The organism is Mitsuokella sp. oral taxon 131 str. W9106 (genome assembly GCF_000469545.1).
Lineage (GTDB): Bacteria > Bacillota > Negativicutes > Selenomonadales > Selenomonadaceae > AWVT01.
Genome location: NZ_KI273072.1, coordinates 72300 through 89795, shown reverse-complemented (window position 1 = coordinate 89795; position 17496 = coordinate 72300). Strand labels below are relative to the sequence as shown.

At 59.3% G+C, this 17496-nt stretch carries 17 protein-coding genes; all 17 read right to left on the bottom strand.

The window, feature by feature from the left end:
* Window positions 1-116: 116 nt before the first annotated feature.
* The 17 genes from speB to HMPREF1985_RS10050 all read right to left on the bottom strand — a co-directional run bounded on the left by speB (window position 117) and on the right by HMPREF1985_RS10050 (window position 17462).
* Window positions 117-992, bottom strand: coding sequence for an agmatinase (speB, locus tag HMPREF1985_RS10130; protein WP_155943555.1), 876 nt, complete (start codon window positions 990-992; stop codon window positions 117-119).
* Window positions 979-1833 (bottom strand): polyamine aminopropyltransferase, encoded by an 855-nt coding sequence (speE, locus tag HMPREF1985_RS10125; protein WP_021772522.1) that lies wholly within the window; start codon window positions 1831-1833, stop codon window positions 979-981. Before speE ends, speB begins: the two co-directional genes overlap by 14 nt.
* A gap of 10 nt (window positions 1834-1843) precedes the next feature.
* A complete protein-coding gene (locus tag HMPREF1985_RS10120; RefSeq protein WP_021772521.1) occupies window positions 1844-3316 on the bottom strand; it encodes an aminotransferase class I/II-fold pyridoxal phosphate-dependent enzyme in 1473 nt (490 codons plus the stop codon).
* A gap of 39 nt (window positions 3317-3355) precedes the next feature.
* Complete coding sequence (speD, locus tag HMPREF1985_RS10115; RefSeq protein ID WP_021772520.1) at window positions 3356-4156, bottom strand: adenosylmethionine decarboxylase; 801 nt, start codon at window positions 4154-4156, stop codon at window positions 3356-3358.
* A gap of 162 nt (window positions 4157-4318) precedes the next feature.
* A complete protein-coding gene (locus HMPREF1985_RS10110; RefSeq protein ID WP_021772519.1) occupies window positions 4319-5437 on the bottom strand; it encodes a pyridoxal-phosphate-dependent aminotransferase family protein in 1119 nt (372 codons plus the stop codon).
* A 48-nt stretch (window positions 5438-5485) separates the two neighbouring features.
* Window positions 5486-6736, bottom strand: a complete 1251-nt coding sequence (locus tag HMPREF1985_RS10105; protein WP_021772518.1) for a glycosyltransferase family 8 protein — start codon at window positions 6734-6736, stop codon at window positions 5486-5488.
* Window positions 6733-8373, bottom strand: coding sequence for a glycosyltransferase (locus HMPREF1985_RS10100; RefSeq protein ID WP_021772517.1), 1641 nt, complete (start codon window positions 8371-8373; stop codon window positions 6733-6735). The genes HMPREF1985_RS10105 and HMPREF1985_RS10100 overlap by 4 nt, the downstream gene beginning before the upstream one ends.
* A gap of 48 nt (window positions 8374-8421) precedes the next feature.
* Window positions 8422-9543, bottom strand: a complete 1122-nt coding sequence (locus HMPREF1985_RS10095; RefSeq protein WP_021772516.1) for a glycosyltransferase family 2 protein — start codon at window positions 9541-9543, stop codon at window positions 8422-8424.
* 3 nt (window positions 9544-9546) lie between these two features.
* Window positions 9547-9768, bottom strand: a complete 222-nt coding sequence (locus tag HMPREF1985_RS10090) for a LicD family protein (protein WP_021772515.1) — start codon at window positions 9766-9768, stop codon at window positions 9547-9549.
* A complete protein-coding gene (locus HMPREF1985_RS10085; protein ID WP_021772514.1) occupies window positions 9765-10685 on the bottom strand; it encodes a DMT family transporter in 921 nt (306 codons plus the stop codon). Before HMPREF1985_RS10085 ends, HMPREF1985_RS10090 begins: the two co-directional genes overlap by 4 nt.
* Window positions 10682-11413: an NTP transferase domain-containing protein gene (locus HMPREF1985_RS10080; RefSeq protein ID WP_021772513.1), complete on the bottom strand. Its 732-nt coding sequence runs from the start codon at window positions 11411-11413 to the stop codon at window positions 10682-10684. Before HMPREF1985_RS10080 ends, HMPREF1985_RS10085 begins: the two co-directional genes overlap by 4 nt.
* Window positions 11406-12350, bottom strand: coding sequence for a choline/ethanolamine kinase family protein (locus HMPREF1985_RS10075; RefSeq protein ID WP_021772512.1), 945 nt, complete (start codon window positions 12348-12350; stop codon window positions 11406-11408). Before HMPREF1985_RS10075 ends, HMPREF1985_RS10080 begins: the two co-directional genes overlap by 8 nt.
* Window positions 12337-14364: a CDP-glycerol glycerophosphotransferase family protein gene (locus HMPREF1985_RS11500; RefSeq protein ID WP_196805405.1), complete on the bottom strand. Its 2028-nt coding sequence runs from the start codon at window positions 14362-14364 to the stop codon at window positions 12337-12339. Before HMPREF1985_RS11500 ends, HMPREF1985_RS10075 begins: the two co-directional genes overlap by 14 nt.
* 30 nt (window positions 14365-14394) lie before the next feature.
* Entirely contained in the window at window positions 14395-15168 is a 774-nt protein-coding gene (locus tag HMPREF1985_RS10065) for a class I SAM-dependent methyltransferase (RefSeq protein ID WP_231385197.1), read from the bottom strand.
* A 19-nt stretch (window positions 15169-15187) separates the two neighbouring features.
* Window positions 15188-15916, bottom strand: coding sequence for a phosphocholine cytidylyltransferase family protein (locus tag HMPREF1985_RS10060; protein WP_021772509.1), 729 nt, complete (start codon window positions 15914-15916; stop codon window positions 15188-15190).
* Window positions 15917-15931: 15 nt separating this feature from the next.
* Window positions 15932-16357: a sugar 3,4-ketoisomerase gene (locus HMPREF1985_RS10055; protein ID WP_040637653.1), complete on the bottom strand. Its 426-nt coding sequence runs from the start codon at window positions 16355-16357 to the stop codon at window positions 15932-15934.
* 1 nt (window position 16358) lies between these two features.
* Complete coding sequence (locus HMPREF1985_RS10050) at window positions 16359-17462, bottom strand: DegT/DnrJ/EryC1/StrS family aminotransferase (RefSeq protein ID WP_040637628.1); 1104 nt, start codon at window positions 17460-17462, stop codon at window positions 16359-16361.
* Between the last annotated feature and the right edge of the window lie 34 nt (window positions 17463-17496).

The following is a 17496-nucleotide window of genomic DNA, read 5'->3' as shown; positions in this document are numbered from 1 at the left end:
TTTTATCCGCTGATCCGCCCGTATTCCGACGGTTTCCACGCATTCTTTTCATGCTTCCCTTCCGTACGTTCGTCCTTCCGTACGTTCGTCTCATGTTCTCCCATGCAGGCAATCCCTCATATTGCAGCGCGGATCTGCGGCGCTTCCCATGCGAGCAGCATTTCGCGCAAAAGCTTCAGCGCGGCGGCCGTCGATGCGCCGCTCGCGTCGTAGTGCGGCGAGAGCTCCACCATGTCGCAGCCGACGATAGGATCATGGCGCAGGACGCAGCGCACGGCACCGAGCAAATCGAGGAACGTCACGCCGCCCGGCTCCGGCGTCCCCGTGCCGGGGAAGACGCTCGGATCGAGCACGTCGAGATCGACGGTGAGGTAGACGGGGCGCCCTGCAAGCCGCTCCATCGTTTCCTGCAGTCCCGTGAAGTCGAACTTCTGCAACTGCGTGTGCTCGCGCGCCCAGTAGAATTCCGCGCGCTCGCCGCTCCGTATGCCGAATTGAAAGAGCCCCCCGTCGCCGACGAGCTCCCAGGCGCGGCGCATGACCGTCGCGTGCGAGAGCCGCGCGCCAAGGTATTCCTCGCGCAGATCCGTATGCGCGTCGAAATGGAGGATGGCGAGATCGTCATACCTCTCCTTCATCGCGCGCAGGACGGGCAAGGTCACGAGATGCTCGCCGCCGACGAGGAAAGGCTTTTTCCCGTCCATGAGGATGCCGTGCGCAAACGCTTCGATATCGCCGAGCGCGCGCTCCGTATCGCCGAAGCAGAGTTCGAGGTCGCCGCCGTCGAAAACGCGCGCCTCCTCCATGTCGAGGTCGAGATACGGACTGTACGTCTCCAGCCCGTATGATTCCGCGCGCATCGTGCGGCTCGCAAAGCGCGTGCCGGGGCGAAACGACGTCGTCGAGTCGAACGGCGCGCCGAAGAGCACGATGCGCGCTTCCCCGTACGGCGTATCGCAGCCGAGAAACGTTTCGACATTATCCTTCAACATGGCGCAGCATCTCCTCCACATACGTCGGCAGGGCAAACGCGCCCGCGTGCAGTTTCGTGTTGTAATAGCGCGTCGGGATTTTGAGCGCCTTCCAGCGCGCCCAGTCGACGCCTAGGACCGGCGCGTAGCGCTTCGAGGCGAAGCCGAAGAGCCAATGCCCCGACGGGTACGTCGGGATGTGCGCCTGATAGACGCGGCAGATCGGGAACGAGAGCGCAATGCGCTTGTGCGCGCGCTGCATCGCCTCGGCGTCCGCCGCATAAAACGGGCTCTCGTGCTGATTGACCATAATGCCGTCCTCGCGCAGCGCCTTGCAGCAGTTCCCGTAAAACTCTTTCGTGAAAAGCCCTTCGCCCGGGCCGAACGGGTCAGTCGAGTCGACGAGAATGAGGTCGTAGGCATCGTGCGCGTGGCGCACGAACTTCAGCCCGTCCTCGTAGTGGATGGAAACGCGCGGATCCCTTAGCCCCGCGGCCGTCTGCGGCAGGTACTTCCCGCACGCCTCGACGACGAGCGCGTCGATCTCGACGAGGTCGATGCGGCGGATTTTCCCGTAGCGCAGCAGCTCGCGCACCGTCCCGCCGTCTCCGCCGCCGATCACGAGCACGTCGCGCACGTCCTTATGCACGCACATCGGCACGTGCACCATCATCTCATGGTAGATGAACTCGTCCTTCTCCGTCAGCATCATGTAGCCGTCGAGCGTCAAAAATCGCCCAAACTCCTCGGACTCGAAAATGTCAATGCGCTGAAACTCGCTCTGCGCCGAGTAGATCTGGCGATCCACTTGGATCGAAAAACGCACGTGCGGCGTATGATGCTCCGTAAACCAAAGATTCATGCAAATCCCTCTATTTCATCACGTTGAGCCGACGCAGGCTCATATCCTCCGGTCCCGTCATTTGGCAGCCCTTTTTCTTCGCGTAGCGGACGTAGGCCAGGATTTCGTCCGTGATGCGCTCGCCGGGCGCCAGGATCGGAATGCCCGGCGGGTAGCACATGACGAACTCGCTGCAGACCCTGCCCGCCGTCTCCTCGATGGGGAGCGACTCCTTTTCCGCGTAGAAGGCCTCCTGCGGCGCGGCAACGACTTCGGGGTCGATGTACTCCGCCCTCAGCATCTTGGAAGAATCCTTGCGGTAATTGCGGCGGATTTCGGAGAGCGCGGCGACGAGCCGCTCGATGTCCTTCGGACGATCGCCGACGGAAACGTAGGCGAGCAGGTTTGCGATGTCGCCGAACTCCGTCTGGATGTCGTACTCGTCGCGCAGGAGGTCGTAGACCTCGATACCCGCAAGCCCGACGGAACGCGTGTAGACCGAGAGCTTCGTCACATCGAAATCGCAGACGGCATCGCCGTCGATAAGCTCGCGGCCATAGGCATAGTAATCGCCGATGGCGTTGATCTCGTCGCGCGCGTACGCGACGAGGCGGATGACGTTCCCCACCATCTCGCGCCCGCGAATCGCGAGGTTGCGTCGTGAGATGTCGAGACTCACGAGCAGCAGGTACGAGGCGCTCGTCGTCTGCGTGAGATTGATGATCTGATGGACGTAGCCCGCGTGGACGTTCGGCCCGATGAGCAGCATGGAGCTCTGCGTGAGCGAGCCGCCCGACTTGTGCATGCTGATCGACGCCATGTCCGCCCCCGCATGCATGGCGGCTTCGGGGAGGTCATCGTGAAAGTAAAAATGGGTGCCGTGCGCCTCGTCGGCGAGCAGCATCATGCCGTGCGCGTGCGCGAGATCCGTGATGGCGCGCAGATTCGAGCAGATGCCGTAATACGTCGGATTGTTGACGAAGACCGCCTTCGCGTCGGGGTGCGAAAGGATCGCGCGCTCGACGTCTTCGAAGCGCATGCCGAGCGAGATGCCGAGCCGCTCATCCGTCTGCGGGTTGACGTAGACGGGAACGGCGCCGGAGAGAATCATCGCGTTGATGACGCTCCTGTGGACGTTGCGCGGCAGGATGATCGTTTCGCCGCGCTTCGCCGCCGTGAGAATCATCGCCTGCACGGAGGACGTCGTGCCGCCGACCATGAAAAACGCGTGCGCCGCGCCAAACGCCTCTGCCGCGAGCGCTTCCGCCTCGCGAATGACGGACACGGGGTGGCAGAGGTTATCGAGCATTTTCATGGAATTGACGTCGACGGACAGGCACGCATCGCCCAAAAAGCCCGCGAGCTCCGCATTGCCGCGCCCGCGCTTGTGCCCCGGCACGTCAAACGGCACGATGCGCCGCGATTTGAATTCTTCGAGCGCCTCCAGGATGGGTGCGCGTTCCTGTGTATGGCAGTCGATTCGTTCCAACGATGCTCCTCCCATTCCGCATTTGAGTGCGTTGCGCCAATCGTGCGAATCATCTCAGAACACGTTGCGCCCGCTGTATATCTCAATCATCTCGCGCCGCAGGCTGTTGCTGATCGCAAGACGCTCCTTCGGCGGAATCTCGTAAATATCCGTGTTGAAAAGGTAATCGCGCAGCTCGATTTCCTTGATGAGCATACGCGTATGGAAAAGATTCGCCTGGTAGACGTTGATGTCCATCGCATCGTAGACCGCGAGCGTCTCCGCCTTGATGTATTCCTGTATCGAGGCGAGGTTGTCGTCGAGGAATAGCTTCCGCCCTTTGACGTCGCGCGTAAAGCCGCGCACGCGGTAGTCCATCGTGATGATGTCCGAGTCGAACTGGCCGATGAGGTAATCGAGTGTCTTCAAGGGCGTGATCTCGCCGCACGTCGCGACGTCGATATCGACGCGGAACGTCGCGATGCTCGTCTCGGGGTGGAACTCTGGGTACGTGTGTACCGTCACATGGCTCTTGTCGAGGTGTGCGAGGATCTCATCGCCCACTTTCAAGACGGGTCTCTTTCCGCCCGCTGCGTTCTCCTCGGAAATGAGGCAGGCGACGCTCGCGCCCTGCGGGTCGTAGTCCTGCTTCGAGACGCTGAGGACGTGCGCGCCGATCATCTCCGTCACGTGCAGCAGGATATTCGTCAGCCGCTCGGAGTTGTACTGCTCGTCGACGTACTCGATGTAGTCGCGCTGCTCGCGCTGCGACTTCGCGTAGCAAATATCGAAAATATTGAAACTCAAGGATTTCGTCAGGTTGTTGAACCCGTATAATTTCAGCTTTCCTTCCAAACCGACGTTCCGTCCTTCCATTACCTTACGCAATTCCGCACGGAAAGACAGATGAACGGGCGCCGCCTGTCCATCTGTCTTTTATCCGCTCACTTTATCGCTTTCCATTATACGAAAAATCGCGTTTTTTGACAAGATGCTTTCCCTGATCCCAACCCATCCGGCAGGCAGCCCTGCTCTTCCTTAATGCGCTTGGAGATTGCGCTCCATCGAACGGAGCACGGTTCGGACCGCTGACACGAAATCCCGGATTTCCTCTGCGCGGAAGATATTATAGTTGCCGACGCGGAAAGACTTTTGATCCTTCGGCACCGTCTCATAGCCCATGACGCGCAGGCGGCTTACGATCGCATCGCAGGAAATGCCGGCCTTATGCCATGCATCCGGCACGGAGAACTCCGTGATGCAGTTTCCAAGATGTGCCTCATCCGTAATGGAAAAGCCCAGCCCTTTCATCTGCTCGCGCAGCTCTCCCGTCCGCTTGGCACAAGTTTGGATATACTTGCCCCCCTGCCTCAGAATGAAGTCGCAGGATTTGTCGAGCGCATGCATGAGCGATACCGGCGGCGTGTACGGCGTGCTGCCTCTTTGGTAGTCTTCCACATAGCGGGCAATGTCGAAGTAATAGCTCGTGCACGGCCGCTGTCTGCACAGGGCAAGCGCACGGTCGCTTGGGCTGATGATGGAAAGGCCGGGCGCCACGCCAAATCCTTTCTGTGCGCAGGATATGACCATGTCCACGCCCCATTCATCTGTCTTCAACGGGTTCACGACAAGCCCGGAAACCGCGTCGAGCACGAAGATCCCCTTGTTGCGATGAATTCGTTCGCTGATTTTAGGAATCTCCGACAGCAATCTTCCCGTCGATGATTCGCAAAATGTACCGAACACGACATCATACGTGTATTTGCTTCCATCGTGCCGATAATATTCTTCCACGCCCGCATACGTGTCATCTGCGCATACATGATAGGGGAATCCATGACTGTCCAAGATCTCTGCCCAACGGTGGGCAAAATGGCCGTTCCCGATGACAAGCGCCATCTGCGGATGCGTGTTGACAACGGCCATTTCCATGACGCCGGTCCCAGAGCACGCAACCAGCAGGACAGGGTTCTGCGTTTCCAAGACGGCCTGCAGTTTCGTGCACAAGGCCTTCGTGTAGTTCCGAAAATCATCGGTGCGCATATACGCGCTTCCCCGTGCCTCTGCTTTCAACACGCTGCGAATCTCTCGAACAGGCCCTGCCGTAAAAAGCTTCCTGCCCGCCATTATCGGATACGAAGCATCGTTCTTTTTCATATTTCCATCCCTTCCCTGTCACACGTCATGCCGCGCGAAGGCTATGCCCTACAGCCCATCGAAAAGATCCGTCCCCGACAGTTGCCAGCCGCCCGATCCGGCAGGCAGGAATATGCGCCCGTCGAAAAAATCCTTTTCCTTTTCAAATCCTGCCCGCACGAGATGTGGCGCGAGCGCATCGTAGCCATCGAAGAAGAAAATGTGCAAGCCATCGCGCTTCTCTTTCATCGCGGCGATGAGCCGCCCGACGACGAGCTCGCCTGCCGCATCGACGACGATACGGTACGACTCACCAGCGCGGAGCGCAAAGGCATCGCACACCGCGGGTTCCATCGCCGCACTTCCGTAGAGCTGCCGCATGCGCCCTGCGGCGAGATCCGTCATGCGGGCGAGCGTTTTCTTGCGCGATTCGTAGGCGGTGCGCAGATGTTCCGTCAGGCGCATGAGGAAGGCAGCGTCGTACCACGGCGTCTGCGCGAAGCAATGCACGAAGAGCCGGTTGTACGCGTCTTCCGTCGCCATGACGTCGAGCGCCTTGCCCGCGTAGTGATAGATATGCGGTTTTATCTCCCGTTCCCCGACGCGGCGTGCGGACACGACGAAATCATTGTAGCGAAGCGGCAGGTCCGCTGCCCCCTCCGCGAAGAAGAAATTCAGGATGTCCTGATCGTAGCAGAAACATTCCGGGCATTTCCGCAGGAGCTGCACGCCGCCCGCAAGCACATCATGCACGCAGTGCCGGTACGCCGCAAGGTCGATGAGCAGGACGCCCGAATTGAAGTATTTCCCTCCTGCCACAAGCCCCGCCGTACGCAGGTACTGCGGTGCAGGAAGGCTGCGCGTGACCACGTCCTCGCGGCAGACGGCAAAGCCGTTTTCCCCCGTCCGCTCCGCGTAGAGCGCGGCGATGTCGAGGTTCACGACCGTATCGGCGTCGAGGTAGATGATGCGCGAAATATCCTTCGGCAGGACGTCTGCTGCGAGCAGGCGATAGAGTGCCGCAGGACCGAAGCGCGATTCCGCCATGCCCGCAATTTCCCGCGTGAGATACGCAATCCGCTCCGCCGCGAGCTGCTCCAGCAGATAGAACGCGATCCGTGCGCGCGCCCCATAGCGCGAAACGAGCGCGGAAAATTTCGCGCGGTCTTCCTCCGTCAGCGTCGCGTCGTGCAGAAGATGAAGCGCGACACGCGCCTTCGTGTTCGCGAGCAGGGATGCCATGCTCGTGCCGACGTATTTGGCAAAGCCGCCGCCATCGTGCATGGCGTAGCATACGTGGATCCAATCATCCTGCATCATGTTCCTGCCTCCTGCTGAATCAGCCGCGCCATCGCCGAACCGCTGCCAAACTGGATCTGGTAGTCTTCCTGCGGTGCTGCCGCCATGGCGGCAACCCACTGCATGAGCATCTGCACGTCCTGCCATTCGCCGAGTGCCTCAGCGCACTTCGCTTCCTGCAGAAAGTCCGAGACGATGGCGAGCCAGACGGTGATCGCCTCGCGCCGTTCCTTTGCCGTGTTCAGAAAGACATTGCGCCGAATCGCTTCCTCGATTTCCATCGCCATGCAGACGTATCCCTTGCACCGCACGACTGGATCCCAGTTCTCATTGCCCTCGTGCATGCGGAATCGGCTCAGCGGCTGCGGCAAATAAATCGCATCGCCCTGCGCCAAAAGGCGCAGCCACGTCGGAAAGTCCGAAATCAGATAGCGTCCCTCGCACCCTGTCCAGCCGAGATCGTGCCCGTCCAGCAGAAACGCCTTGCGCACGAGCGGCGTCGTCGGCTCGCCGACGACATTGATGCAGTGCCGCAGGATATACGCGCCAAGCTCCTCGCCGCGAATCCGCGTCACATGGTGTACAAACGGCTTCGTATAGGGAAGATCGGGCAATTTATTCCCGTTTTCGTCGATGCATTCGCGGTACGATGTCACGAGACTGATGCCGGGATTCGCGAAGAAGTAGTCGATCATCGTTTCGATCTTTTCGGGCAGAAAGAGGTCATCGTCCATGAGCCAGTTGACATACTCCGCATTGGGATTGTCATAGGCGCGCGCACGCGCCCAGTTCTCCTCGGGCGTGTAGCCGGCATGGTGCTCGTAGTGGATGCGCGCGTCGTCCGAAAACGCGCGCGCCATCATCTCCTCTGTCCCATTGTCCTTGGCGTTGTCCGTCACAAAAATATCGAGATTGCGGTATGTCTGCGCGAGCACGCTCAAAAGCGCCTGCCGGAAAAATTCCGTGCGGTACGTCGGAATGACGATGGAAACGAGCGGGTAAATGTCCTTGGAATACGTATCGAGGAAAACCTCCCTGCTCGGCGCATGAAAGGGCGCGTTCTTCGCTGCGAGCACCCACGCCTCCGCCTGCTGCGGCACGACGGCGCGAAGACCGCGCCGTCGAAACTCTGCGCACTGCGCCTCCGACCAAAAGCAGTCATGCACAAAGAGGTCGCAGCGCCAGTCCGTATCGTACTGCGTCGCGATGAGTTCGCCCGTGACCGCCATCACATCCTGCACGCCGTCCGCCGCCTGTTCTCCTGAGAACTGGCTTCCGTCCCAGTAGAGCAGGCGTCCGTAAATGCGCGGCGACCGCGCCATGATGCCGCTCGCCGAGAGCTGATCCGTGCCGACGGCGCCGATGAGTCCGATCGTCTCGTCCGCCGTAAAGATCCGAATCATCTCGGCGAGAAAATCCGCCTTGACGATGACGCTGCCGGCAGAAAGATAGACCTTGTACTTTGCGGAGCTCTGCTCCATCGCACGCTGGTACGCCGCGGCTACTGATTCTGCGTGCGGAATCTCGATGCATTCCGCTTCGTACCCCTCCGGCACGATCAGCGCCTCCGCGTACGCGTGCATGGCAGACGTGCCGTCCGCGCCGCACTGCGCGATAATCGTAATCTTGTTTTCCTGCATATCCTGCCGTTTTTCCATCTTGCGCCCCTTTGGTTCGCCTGCGCGTCCCGCCTCCGCCGTTTCCGTTCATCGCCCGACTCGCCCGATTTGGTACGTCCCGTTTGCATCGCTGTAGACGACCTGCCCGTTTCCATTTAGTTTCGTTTGCAGGATGCGAACCGTCTCCTGCTCTTCTTGATACGCGGCGAGCGTGAGCACGACAATGAAGTCCTGTCCCGCCTGCACGGCATGCGCCGCCTCCGCCAGATTCGCCGCGCGGCGCACCGCAACGCGCGGCGATGGGCACAGCAGAGGGCACGCGCCGACTAAGATGCCGCAGACTTCCGCCTCGGGGTGCCGCGCGCGAAGCGGGTAGATATTTTTCCCGTAGCGAAAATCGAGCAGCGTGACCTTTGCCTTTTTCGGCAGCACAGCGGGCAGCAGCATGGAGCAATCAACCGATAGCGCATAGTCCTCGCCAAGCCCCCACTTTTCTCCGAGATAAACGCGGTTTCTGCGATTGAGCGCCTGCATCTTCGTACTCTTTTCCGAATCGTTCTCCTTCCGAAACGACGCCGAGCCGAAGTGATGGATGAACGTATCCTGCGCAAGCAGAATGTCGAATCCTGCCTGCCGCAGGCGGATCGCATAGTCGTCGTCCTCGTAGTAGCCGGGGCTAAACGCCTCGTCAAGTTCGCCTATCTCGATGTACGCCTCGCGCCGAATAAGAAGGCAGAATCCGACGAGCATGAACCACGGCTGCCATTTCGATGGATCGGGTACATTGAACCGCGCCGCAAACGATTCCATCTGCTCCAGTCCATCGTAGTGCACGGGAAGCATTTGCCCATTGGACGCTGCATTCGTCATAGCTCCGACGGCGCCAATGTCAGGAGCCGAAAAGAGCGCGCGGCGAAGATTCGTAAGCCAATGTGGTGTGACGATCGTATCACTGTTCAGGAGCAGCAGGCTATCCCCGTGCGCCGCCCGCATCCCTTGGTTGCAGCCGCCTGCAAATCCGCGGTTCGTCTCGTTGCATAGGAGAAGGATATCTTCCTGCTCCTTGAGCCACGTGCGCGAGCCATCTGCCGAGCCATTGTCGACGACGATCAGCTCGTACGAATCCGCCGCCGTATAGGTGCGAATGCTCTCGATGCAGAGGCGCGTCAAAGCGAGCGTATTGTAGCTCAGGATCACAATGCTGGTCATGGATCAATCCTCATTTCGCGAAAATAGTCCTGAGTTGTCATCATCCCATGGAATAAATCCCTTGTGGCGCGCTGCGCCGAGCAGCGTCCAAAACGCAGCAAAATAAGAAATATCGTACACTTCACAAAGCGAATCAAAGACAGAAAAAATTTCAAGTTCCTTTTCCCAAATCCTTTGGCGAGACACGGTCACGAAAAAACCGTCCCGAACCATATCGCGTTTCATGCTTCCTCCTGCTGCCATACGACGACGGCGACACCGATGAAAATAAGCGCACAGCCACAGACCGCCGAAGCGGTCAAGGTGTCTATGCCATGCAGCAATGCGCCGAGCACAACGCCCCAAATCATGTACGTCGCATTCGTCGCCGTTCCGCGCGCACAGCCGAGCGCGTTGTTCGCCCGATACCAAAAGGCGTACGAAAGACCGCCTGCGACTCCCGCCGCCACGAGAAGAAGCGCCTCGCTCTGCAGAACGAAAGCACCTGCCGCAAGGCGCGCCTCCGGCAAGCATAGGACGATTGCGGCGAGCGTCAGGCCCGATACACCCTCGCGCAGCGTGACCGCCTCATGTGGCTCGACCGTCTTCATGCCCAAGATCGCGAGGACGATCTCGCTCCCCCACGCGAGCGCAGCACAAAGTGCACAGGCAATTCCCCACAAAAAGGATTCAGGAAAATGTGCTGCCATACCGCCTCCGCCGCAGACGAGCATCGCGCCTGCCACCGACAGCACAATGCCGCCCCACATGCGCCGCGTCATGCCCTGATGCAAGAAGAATCGCGCCAAGAGACAGCCGACAATCGGATAGAGTGCCGTGACGAGGAGCGCCGGCGCCGCACCTGCCTTGGCGATCGCGAAAAAATACATCGTTTGCCCGAAAGGTCCGCCGACGAGTGCGGCAAGCACGACACGCCTTCCGCCTGCCGACCGCAGGTTGGAAGCCATCGTCCATAGCTTCCCGCGCAGCGCGGTAATCGAAAGGAGCGTTGCCGCCGCACAAAGGTCGTTGCAGGAGGCAAATACGATCGGCAGGAAAAACGCTTCTCCTGCTATATCCCCAGCCCGTGCAACGAGCACGTTGTTGATGCCCCAAAGCAGGCCGCTCAAAAGCCCAATGCCAATTGCTCCGCGCATCATCATCTCTGCTCCCCTGCTGCCGTCTGATAGGCAGGATCGAATGCGGCGAGCTCTGCACACGTATCGATTTCCATTAGGTCGCCTTCTTTCACGGGACGAATGCCGAGTGAAAATGCATCTGGGTGCAGAAAGAGCGCGATATCGTCCCAGTAGAGATCGCGATTCGCCTCTTTCGCAAAGTCTTCTTCGACGAATCGGCGCAGCTTCTGTCCGTCTTTCGCCGTCCAAAATGACACGCTCCAAAGCTGCCAGTCCGCCGCGCCTGGCACGCCGCCCGTCCGGCTGCAGGAGACGACGCGTCCGTGCGGGGCGGTGAGCAGCCATTCCCTCGTCTCGCGCTGTGGCTTCGTGCAGCAATAGCACGAATGCTCGAACTGTGGGGCAAGGATCATCGGATTGGCAATCCACTGATCACCGTCGAGTATGACCGCATCCTCCAAATGCGCCCGCGCCACGTAGAGCGACGAAATATTATTGCACGAACCGTGATAGGGATTTTCGATGAGATGCACGCGCCGGTCGCGTGCGGCAATCGGCGCAAAGGCCATGGCGAGATAGCCGACGACAATGTGGATTTCCTCAATGCCGCTCTCGTGAAGCACTGCGATGGCACGTTCCAGAAACGTGCTGCCGCGAACGGGAAGCAAGGGTTTCGGCACGGTGCGCGTCAAGGGATCGAGGCGGCTGCCGCGCCCTGCCGCCATGATGACGGCGCGTTTGGCTTTATGCATCGCCGTCTCCTTCCAATATGTGCCGTGCTAAGATTGGAAACCTCCGCGCGTACTCGTACTGAAGGTCGGCATAGTGTCCGAAGGTTTCACCGCACGATGTCTTAAAAGCGCACCAATTGCTCCATAAGAGTCCTGCCGCCGCCATGTAGGCAAAGACCTTTGCCGTGATGTACGGTGCGGGCTTCCTATCGAAGTAAAGCGCGAGCAGCCGACGCGTTTCTTTTTCATCGTAACCCGCATAGACAGCAAACATCGCGAGATCGAGATGCTGATCCGCCTGAGCCGCGTACTCCCAGTCGATGAGGTACGTCCGTCCGCCCGAAAAGAGGACATTATCGGGCACGACATCGATATGTGCGAGGCCCATCTCTTTGGGAAGCGGTTCAAGGAGCACCTGCAGGGAGAGCACGCGTTCCTTCGTCGCGGCATAATCAATCGAACATATGTCCCCCCCTATTTCACGAACGAGCGCTTCGTACCGCAGTATCTCCGCAAAAACATCGAACGCATAGGAGACATGCAGATGAAGCGCATGAAAACAGCGAAGGTGCTGCATCGCAAGGCGCACGTCCGACTCGCAACGTGGGTCACATGGGCGCGCGCCCTTCAGGTAGCGCGAGATCTTGTACCCGCCTCGGTATGTCGGATCGATTGCAAGCACTTCGTCACTGATGCCAACCCCCTTCAGCAAGGCATACGTCCGCACTTCCTGCGTGCGGGATATGAGGTGCCCAGAGCCAATGCCATTCAAGCGAACGATGTACTTCCCGCGCGGCGTCGTCACGAGGAAGGAATCGTTCGTCATGCCCTCTTTCATGCGCGCGACGGAGATAGCCCTCTCCCCCAGTGCATGCATGACGATAGCGGAGGCCAAGACGGCTTCTGCGTTGCACTGCCAAGCATCCTGCAGGGCTTCCTTCGCGTCAATCCCGGACACGATTTCCCTCCTTTTCGATTTGTTTCATGCCGTCTTCCCGAAGCGTTTCCACGACGCGCTGCGTCGCGCCGATATGCAGTTTCGAAAATTCCGAGACAAGTGCTTCGCGATGCTTGCGCAGCGGATCTTCGCCGCTGAGGAGCAGCGCGAGATACCGTTCGACTTCTTCCCAGCTTCGCGCGATGTACATCGCTGTGAACATCTGCTGGTACTCCTCGTTGAGATCGTCCGTATACGGGCAGTATATGATGGGACGCGCGGAGAGGAAGAACACATCGACGATTGACGAGCTGTCCGTCAAGAGCACGTCTGTCGTGCGGAACGTATCCTCGACAAGTGCGTTCGCGTCGAGCGCAATCCCCGCCTGCCGAAGTTTTTCCTTGTACGCCTCCGTCGTCTCGCGCGTCATAAAGCCTTCGTTGATCATGTTCTGCCAAAGCAGCGGATGGGGACGGACCGTGAGTTCCATTTCCGCTTCATGCGCCTGCTTCCACGCGATGATCTTATCCTTGTACTGCGGGAAGTGACTGCCTCCGATCGGATTTGCATACCTCCAGCGCGGCGTCCAAAGGACGCGCAGCTTCTCGCCGGGCACGTAGTTCGCGCGCTCCATGTACGCGCGCTCGAGCACGGGATAGCCTGTCAGTACGTTTCGAAATGTCCCCGCCGCAATACGTGCCCCGTACTCCTGGAAAAACGCCGCGTGCATGCTCCTGCCCTCGGCAAAGTAAAGATACGCAGGATCAAAGAAATCGTGCAGGGACGTGATGTTGCGCTCAAACGGCTTCACGTCATTCGTGCAGTAAGGCAGGTAGCAGACTTTCGCGAACTGGCCGACGTAGCCCGACTTCAGCGCAGGCGGAAAGACGATGTTATAGGGGCGCTGATAGAATACGTAATCGGGTGCATAGTCGCGCAGGTCGATGAGCTTTCCGTCTCCTCCCACCGCGTCGATGAGCCCGTCGTAAAGATTATGGAAGTATTCGTGTTCTGCGCCCCATGCGCCGAACGGACGCACGCCGATGTCGTAGCATTCGTAGCCTGGCACGACGATACCGAGCACCTCGAAAGCCTCATCAGCGCAGAGCGTTTCGCAGACGGGGCGTTGCTTGTCCCAGCAGTAGGGATTCTGCATGAGGAACGCGACGCGGATCTTGCGCCTTTCCTTGTGCGCTGCGGGCGCTTGCTCTCTTGCCCACGCCGAATAGCCGACGCCGTCCCACGGCATCGCACGCGAGAAGCGCTCGCGCCACGGGTACGCCGCCTCCTCCGCATGCGCGCCCCTGCGGTGCACCGTGCGCACGCTGCCCATGGAGCGCGCGGGATTGCCCGCGACGACCGTTTCCTTTGCGACGTCCCTCGTCACGACAGAGCCCGCTGCGACAAGGCTTCCCGCCTGGATCTCGCACCCCGGCAGGACGGTCGCCTGTGCGCCGATCACGGCGAAGGAATGGACGTGCACGCCGGCCATGTCGTCCGACGGCGGCGTCGGGTCGTTCGTGAGCTCAACGCCCGGCGCGAGCCAAACGTAATCGTCGATGCGCGAGAGCTGCTCGATGCGGTCATTGCTGTGCAGGCGGACGTAACTGCCGATCTGCACCTCGTTCTGCACGTCGGAGTAGTTGCCGATGCTGACGTGATCGCCGATCGTCACATCCTCGCGCACCATGACGTTGTGCCCCGTCATAAAATATGATCCGATCTGCGACCCTGCATAGAGAATCGTGCCGCTGCGTATGAGTGCATGCGCGCCGATCACGAGCGGGTGTTCGCGAAATACATGATCACGGCAAAAGTCCATCTGATACTCGGCAATGATGCAGTGCGCCCCAATGTGACCGCCCGCTCCAATACGCGCATTGCCGCGCACAATCGCATGGCTGTCAATCCAGACGTCATCGCCAAGCACCGCACCGTCCTCGACGATGACGCCATGCCCTAAGACGACGCGCGCTCCGATTTGGACGCGCTTTCCTACGACACAGTGCGCTCCCATTCGCATTGGCTGATTCACGTCAATATCCTCTCTTTCCCAACGATCCGATCAAATACGCTGATACACGAAGTAATAATCGAGCGTTTCTTTCCGGTTGCGCCCGCTTGCAAACAGGGGTCCGTCCGACAGCCGTTTGTAGCAAGGCGCAGAAAATGTCTCTTCAAATGCCTTTCGATATTCCGCAATCGAACGATAAATGGCACTGTACTCCTGCTTGAGTTCTGCCGACTCGACCTGCTGCAGCGTCAGCCGCTCCGTTTCGCCCATGCTCTCCTTCAAGTAGATGAGTGCCGAAGGAGCAACGTAATCGCGCAGATCGTGGAGTGCCTTTACAAAGTCCGCATCGTTCAGGTACATGAACACACCGTTGACGAGCAGAATGTCAAATGCTCCCTTTTCCCCCACTTCGGCAAGACGTCTTGGGAAGTCCTGCACGTAGCCCTGAAAGAGCTTTTTCCCCGTAAAGCCCGCAAGGTTTTCCGCACCGCGCTCCACCATGCCCGCGCTGCCATCCATGCCGACGTAGCGTATGCCTTTCGTCAGGAAGTACTCGCCCCAGCGCCCGATGCCACAGCCGAGATCGAGCACACACATTCCCTTATGGATGTGCGGCGCCAGGATAGCGCCGATGCGTTCCTTTTCCATCGCATCGCGCTTCTCCGCCAGCTCCGGGTGGTCGTCTTGGAACAGGACGTAATTGTACTTGCTCCTGACATCCGCACGGCTGCTGCGCTCCTCAAAGAAATTTTGGATCGCCGCATAGCCGACAGGCGCGCTTTCTCCCTCGATTCGATTTCCCATCGTGTCCTTCCCTTTCCTCACAAGCCGCCTCATGCCGCATCTACTCGGCCGCCTTGCCTTGATTGCGCTGGCAGATGTAATTCATGATCCGCTCGTAATCTTCGATGTAGTCGACCTCCGCCCAGAAATGGCCGGCAATATCGCGGATGTAAACGTCGTGATCGCTGCTGCAGCGATAGAGAATATCCTCCCACCAGCAGTTGTACTGCTCAGAATCCATCATGTACTGCATCATATCGCAGAAAACGGGCACAAAAGCCGCGCGGACGATGCCGACGCCAACGTATTCATGTGTGCGGTCCACGCGTTTCATATCCTTGCCGTACTTCACGATCGTCCCATCGTGCACGCCAAAAAAGTAATCGCCCTGCTCCAAGCGTTCCACGGACGAATCGGCGAGGAGAAGCGCATTCTCCTTTCCCAAAAGGAGAATGTCGAGGATATCCTGTTCCCAGAACACGTCGGCATTTAGGAGGATCACGTCCTCGTCGTCTTGAATATAATCCCGTGCAAACCACAGCGACCCTAAGCTGTTCGTCACGCGGTAAAAGGGGTTATGGAGAAGCGTTGCCTGCAAGTCCTGCAATTCCCGCGCGATCTGCCGATGCTGGTATCCGGTCACAACGACTGATGAAATGTGATTGCGCAGCAGCATTTTCACGGTTCGGCGAAGGATGGATTCGCCTTCAATTTCGAGCAAGCATTTTGGCTTGTCCACATGCCGGCTGATGCGGCTTCCTACGCCCGCTGCCATAATGATAGCTACCATCTTGAAATCCTTTCGTTATCCCTGTTCCTCATTCGCATTTTTGCTTTCCTGCACCATGTTCAGAAAATCCTCGTAGCTGCGAACATAGTCCGCCTCGTCGTAAAGCTCGGACGCGAGCACCATCAGGACGGCATCCGGCGAGAAGTCGAACATCTCGCGCCACATATTGCTGCCGACATACAGCCCTTCGTACGGCTTTTCGAGCGGCACGATCTTCTGCTCCTGCCCATTGTCGAGCCGTACCTTGCAGCTCCCGTGGATGCAGACGAGGATCTGCTCGAGCGACTTGTGCGCGTGCTTGCCGCGCACGACTCCCTCGCCCGTGTCGTACATGTAATAGACGCGCCGAATGCGAAAGGGAATGTCGCGCAGCTCCTCGAGTGCGATGAGCTGCCCGCGTGCGTCGCCGTGCGGCTGGAATACGTACTTGATGACCTGCATATCATGCCCCTTTCCATGCATTTATCGTCGCGATGACGTAATCGGCCTCTTCCACACGCATGCCGTTGAACATCGGCAGGCTGAGCACTTCATCCGCATAGCGTTCCGCGATGGGAAAATCGCCACGCCTGCCGCCGAGGCGCGCGTAGCACTCCGCGAGATGCGGTGGGATCGGGTAGTGAATGACGGTCTCGATGCCCGCCTCCTTGAGGTACGCTTGAAACGCGTCGCGCGCCTTCGTGCGCACGACGTACTGATGGTAGACGTGATCGCCCTTTGCGTCGCGCACCTTCGGCAGCACGATGTGCGGATTTTGGATCGCCGCATCATACCGCGCAGCAATGCGCCGACGTTCTGCGACAAGTTCCGGCAGGTGCTGCAGCTTCGTTCGAAGGAGCGCCGCCTGTATCTCGTCCATGCGCGAGTTCACGCCCGCGACCTCGTTGTGGTACTTGACTTTGCTGCCGTAGTTGCGCAGCTTGCGGAGCATGGCGGCGAGCTCCGCATCATCCGTCGTAACGGCGCCCGCGTCGCCAAACGCACCGAGATTCTTCGTCGGATAAAAGCTGAAGCAGCCTGCGCGTCCGAGCGCGCCCGTCATGTATCCTGCATAACGTGCGCCATGCGACTGCGCGCAGTCCTCGATAACGGGGATCGCATGGCGTGCGGCGACAGCGCGGATCGCGTCCATATCAGACGCCTGTCCGTAGAGGTGGACGACCATGATGGCGCGCGTCGCCTCCGTAATCGCCGCCTCGATGCGATCCGCCGCGATTCCGTACGCCTCGTCCGGCTCGACGAATACGGGCTTCGCGCCGTTTTCCGTCACGGCGAGCGCTGTCGCAATGTACGTATTGGCCGGCACGAGGACTTCATCGCCTGCACCAATTCCCAGCGCACGGACGGTGAGCGTCAGCGCATCGAGTCCCGAATTGACCGCGACGGCGTATTTCGTGCCGACGTAAGCGGCAAACTCGCGCTCAAACCCTTCGACCTCGGGTCCTAGGATATACCAGCCCGAACGCAGCGCACGAAGCGCTGCCGCCTCATACTCCGCTTGATGCAGTTGAAACTGCCGATCGAGCACCGCCAAACTGATCTTCATAATAATTCCTTTCGCCAAGCCTTTCCATGTCGCA